This is a genomic window from Kaarinaea lacus, from assembly GCF_975902315.1.
The window spans coordinates 1-4,271 of sequence record NZ_CDLKIE010000503.1 but is presented as its reverse complement, the minus strand read 5'-3'; the positions used below and the strand labels follow the sequence as shown (position 1 = coordinate 4,271).

Below are 4,271 nucleotides of genomic sequence, written 5' to 3'. Positions count from 1 at the left end.
GGTTTTAGCCTGGCAGGTGGTGGTGACACCATCGCTGCGATTCAGAAATACGATATCTACGACAAGGTATCTTATATATCCACTGCCGGCGGTGCGTTCCTCGAATATTTAGAAGGTAAAACATTGCCAGCAGTTGCCATGTTGGAAGCGCGCGCTAAAGACTAAACGTCCACAACTCGTGGACAGACATGGAGTAACATTTTGCAAAGAAGAACAAAAATCGTAGCAACCCTGGGGCCTTCTACTGATGATCCCAAAGCGCTTGATAAGCTTATCGAGGCGGGTGCCGATGTAGTGCGGTTGAATTTTTCCCATGGATCCCATGATGAACATCGGGAACGTGCTGAAAGAGTACGTAATCGGGCTCGCGCCCACGGTCGACAGGTCGGTGTATTAGCTGACCTGCAGGGCCCGAAAATTCGAATAGATAAATTCAAGGATGGCAAGATCCAGTTAGCCGAAGGTGACACGTTTATTCTTGATGCTGAACTGGATCCGGATGCAGGCACCCAGGAAAGAGTTGGTATCGCGTATAAAAATTTGCCAAACGATGTTGAGCGCGGTAACACATTATTACTTGATGATGGCCGTATAGAACTTTGGGTTGAAGAAAGTAACGGTACAGAGGTCAAGTGTCGGGTTGTTACCGGTGGTGAATTGTCTAATCGCAAAGGGATTAATCGCCTGGGTGGTGGCTTGTCTGCGCCTTCCTTAACCGACAAAGACAGAGACGATATCAAACTGGCCGCCGAAATACAGGCGGACTATCTTGCTGTTTCTTTTCCTCGCAGCGCTGATGATATCAATGAAGCTCGAGACCTGTTGCACCAGGCCGGAGGCCTGGGTGGGATAATTGCCAAGATTGAGCGAACAGAAGCACTGGAAGCTATTGAAGACATCATTGCAGCATCCGATGCTGTGATGATTGCTCGTGGGGATTTGGGTGTGGAAATCGGAGATGCTGCGTTACCTCCGGTACAAAAAAATATTATTAGGATGGCGCGTGAAATGAACCGGATAGTAATCACGGCAACGCAAATGATGGACTCCATGATCAAGAGCCAAATACCCACTCGGGCAGAAGTTTTTGATGTGGCGAATTCCGTGTTTGATGGGACCGACGCTGTGATGCTGTCAGCGGAGACCGCAGCAGGTGATTTTCCCGACAAAGCGGTAACGGCAATGGATCGTATTTGTCGTGAGGCGGAAAAACAGCCGATGACACTAAAGTCGGATCATCGCATCAATACAGTGTTTGGTCGTGTGGATGAGGCAATTGCTATGGCAGCGATGTATACGGCTAATCACCTCGGCGTGAAAGCCATTGCGGCATTAACAGAATCGGGTTCAACCCCGCTGTGGATGTCACGCATTAGCTCCGGGATTCCAATTTACGCCCTGACACGCCACGTAAAAACACGTCGTAAAGTCACTTTGTATCGTGGGGTTTATCCGTTAAGTTTTGATATTACGAAGAAAGATCACGCCACGGCGAACAAGGAAATTATTGATGAGCTAAAACGCCGCGGTGTTGTGAGAGATGGTGATTTAGTTATCATTACTAAAGGTGATTTGACGGGTATCATGGGTGGTACCAATGCTTTGAAAATAATTCGGGTGGGATCAGAAGTCATGCCCAGCGAAGAGTAGAATCTGGCAATATTTGTGTAGTTTTTAATTTACGTAATGCATTTATACTTTATTTATTCAACTTTGTATTTAATGGGAGACGACTATGGCACTAATTAGTTTACGCCAATTACTGGATTACGCAGCCGAAAATAATTTTGGTATGCCGGCTTTTAATGTGAACAACATGGAGCAAGTTCACGCTATCATGCAAGCCGCTGACGAATGTGACAGCCCTGTTATTATGCAGGGTTCTGCAGGAGCGCGCAGTTACGCAGGTGAACCTTTTTTACGTCATTTAATTTCAGCTGCCGTTGAAATGTATCCGCATATCCCGGTTGTTATGCACCAGGATCATGGTTCAGAGCCTGCAGTGTGTTTGCGTTCCATTCAGTCCGGTTTCAGCTCGGTCATGATGGATGGTTCTTTAATGCCTGACATGAAAACACCGTCTTCTTACGAATACAATGTAAATACTACAGCAGAAGTCGTAAAAATGGCCCATGCTGGTGGTGTTTCAGTAGAGGGTGAGTTGGGTTGCCTGGGTTCTTTGGAAACTGGCGAAATGGGCGAAGAAGACGGTCATGGCGCTGAAGGTAAATTGTCTATGGATCAATTATTGACTGATCCTGATGAAGCGGCTGATTTTGTCGCTAAAACCAACGTTGACGCATTGGCGATTGCCATTGGTACCAGCCACGGTGCTTACAAGTTTACCCGTCCTCCTACAGGTGACATTTTGGCAATTGAACGTATCAAAGAAATCCACGCCAAGATTCCTAACACCCACCTGGTTATGCATGGTTCTTCTTCTGTGCCTCAAGACTGGTTGAAGATCATCAACGAGTACGGTGGTGATATGGGCGAAACCTATGGTGTACCAGTGGAAGAGATACAGGAAGGTATTAAACATGGCGTGCGTAAGGTGAACATTGATACTGACTTGCGTATGGCATCTACAGGAGCTGTTCGTAAACATCTTGCAGAGAACAAATCTAATTTCGATCCTCGCAAGTTCCTGAAAGTTTCAACCGCTGCTATGAAGGATATTTGTAAAGCGCGTTACGAAGCTTTTGGGTGTTCGGGGCATGCTTCCAAGATCAAGCCTATAAGCCTGGAAAAAATGGTTGATTACTACAAGTAATTAACTGCATTGATCAGCAAAAAGGGGAATCAAACGATTCCCCTTTTTTATTTGCTAAACAATCTTATCCAGTTGAAAATTCTCTATGCGGATGAATTTTGATGTTCACAATGAACATAAATCATATCCCACACCCCATGCCCCAGTTTTAATCCACGCTTTTCAAATTTTGTAGTAGGACGTTGGTGAGAGTTATCTTCTGCAAGTTTGGAGAAATTTGGAGTCTCGGCCATTACTTCCTCAATCCATTCTGCATAATTTTTCCAGTCTGTTGCGATATGTAATTGACCTTGCGGCTTTAGTTTTGTTGCTAACAGATTTACAAACGCGGTTTGAATCAATCGCCTTTTGTGGTGACGTTTTTTGTGCCAGGGGTCTGGGAAAAAAATGTGTATACCATCAAGGCTCTGATCAGGAATTGATTGTTCCAGTACTTCCACGGCATCATGGCAAAAGATACGAATATTACTGATGCCTTTTTCTTCTATGGTCGCAAGTAAGCTACCTACCCCCGGACGGTGAACCTCAATGCCAATAAAGTTCGAATCGGGATTTTCCATCGCCATGGTGGCCAGGGTGTCACCCATGCCGAAGCCAATTTCCACTATAGTAGGGGCAACTCGTCCGAATAAGGCAGACAGGTCGAGTAGTTGCCCGCACTCTACACCATATTTTGGAAGTAATGATTCATAAGCTGAACTCTGACGTCTGGTCATACGGCCTTCGCGCCGTACGAAACTGCGTATTTTGCGTTGAAAAGTTGCAGGGCGTTCTGAGTTATCGTCTTGAGACGGACTCATATCGTCAACGAATACAAGAGTTGGAGTTAGAAAAAAGTTCCGTCAATGGGTGATGACGCACTGGCATAACGCTTACGGGGAATGCGTCCCGCCAAATAGGCTTCACGTCCGGCTTCAATGGCTTTTTTCATGGCTGACGCCATCAATACCGGTTTTTGTGCGCCGGCGATGGCCGTGTTCATGAGTACACCATCACAGCCCAGTTCCATGGCGATGGTGGCATCTGATGCGGTGCCAACACCTGCGTCAACCAGGATGGGCACATTGGCTTCTTCGATGATCGTTAAAATGTTGTATGGATTTTGAATGCCGAGGCCGGAACCAATAGGAGCAGCTAATGGCATGACCGCAACACAGCCCATTTCTTCCAGTCGCTTGGCCAGGATGGGGTCATCGCTGGTATACACCATGACTTTGAAGCCATCTTTAACGAGCGTTTCCGTGGCTTCCAGTGTTGCAGTGACATCAGGATAAAGCGTTTTTTCATCACCCAAAACCTCCAGTTTTACCAGGTCATGACCATCCAGCAATTCACGCGCCAGGCGACAGGTGCGGACCGCGTCTTCTGCGGTATAGCAACCGGCGGTATTTGGGAGGATGGTATATTTATCCGGCGAAACCACATCCAGTAAATTGGGCTCATCCGGATTCTGGCCTATATTGGTTCGGCGAATGGCTACTGTGACAATTTCAGCGCC

At 46.7% G+C, this 4,271-nt stretch carries 5 protein-coding genes; 3 read left to right on the top strand and 2 right to left on the bottom strand.

The features are described 5' to 3' along the window. From pgk to fba, 3 genes are all read left to right on the top strand, one after another. On the top strand, positions 1-165 hold a 165-nt coding region (gene pgk, locus ACWVCM_RS15705; RefSeq protein WP_455202711.1), incomplete at its 5' end, for a phosphoglycerate kinase. Between the two features lie 36 nt (positions 166-201). Continuing rightward, a complete protein-coding gene (gene pyk, locus ACWVCM_RS15700; protein ID WP_455202710.1) occupies positions 202-1,650 on the top strand; it encodes a pyruvate kinase in 1,449 nt (482 codons plus the stop codon). A gap of 85 nt (positions 1,651-1,735) precedes the next feature. Further along, on the top strand, positions 1,736-2,773 hold the full coding sequence (gene fba, locus ACWVCM_RS15695) for a class II fructose-bisphosphate aldolase (RefSeq protein WP_455202709.1): 1,038 nt from the start codon (positions 1,736-1,738) through the stop codon (positions 2,771-2,773). A gap of 83 nt (positions 2,774-2,856) precedes the next feature. On the opposite strand, the gene trmB is transcribed toward fba, so the two are convergent. Together trmB and ACWVCM_RS15685 are read right to left on the bottom strand one after the other, a co-directional pair. Beyond that, entirely contained in the window at positions 2,857-3,573 is a 717-nt protein-coding gene (trmB, locus tag ACWVCM_RS15690) for a tRNA (guanosine(46)-N7)-methyltransferase TrmB (RefSeq protein ID WP_455202708.1), read from the bottom strand. Between the two features lie 26 nt (positions 3,574-3,599). Further along, the coding region (locus tag ACWVCM_RS15685; RefSeq protein ID WP_455202707.1) for a hypothetical protein at positions 3,600-4,271 on the bottom strand (672 nt) is incomplete at its 5' end.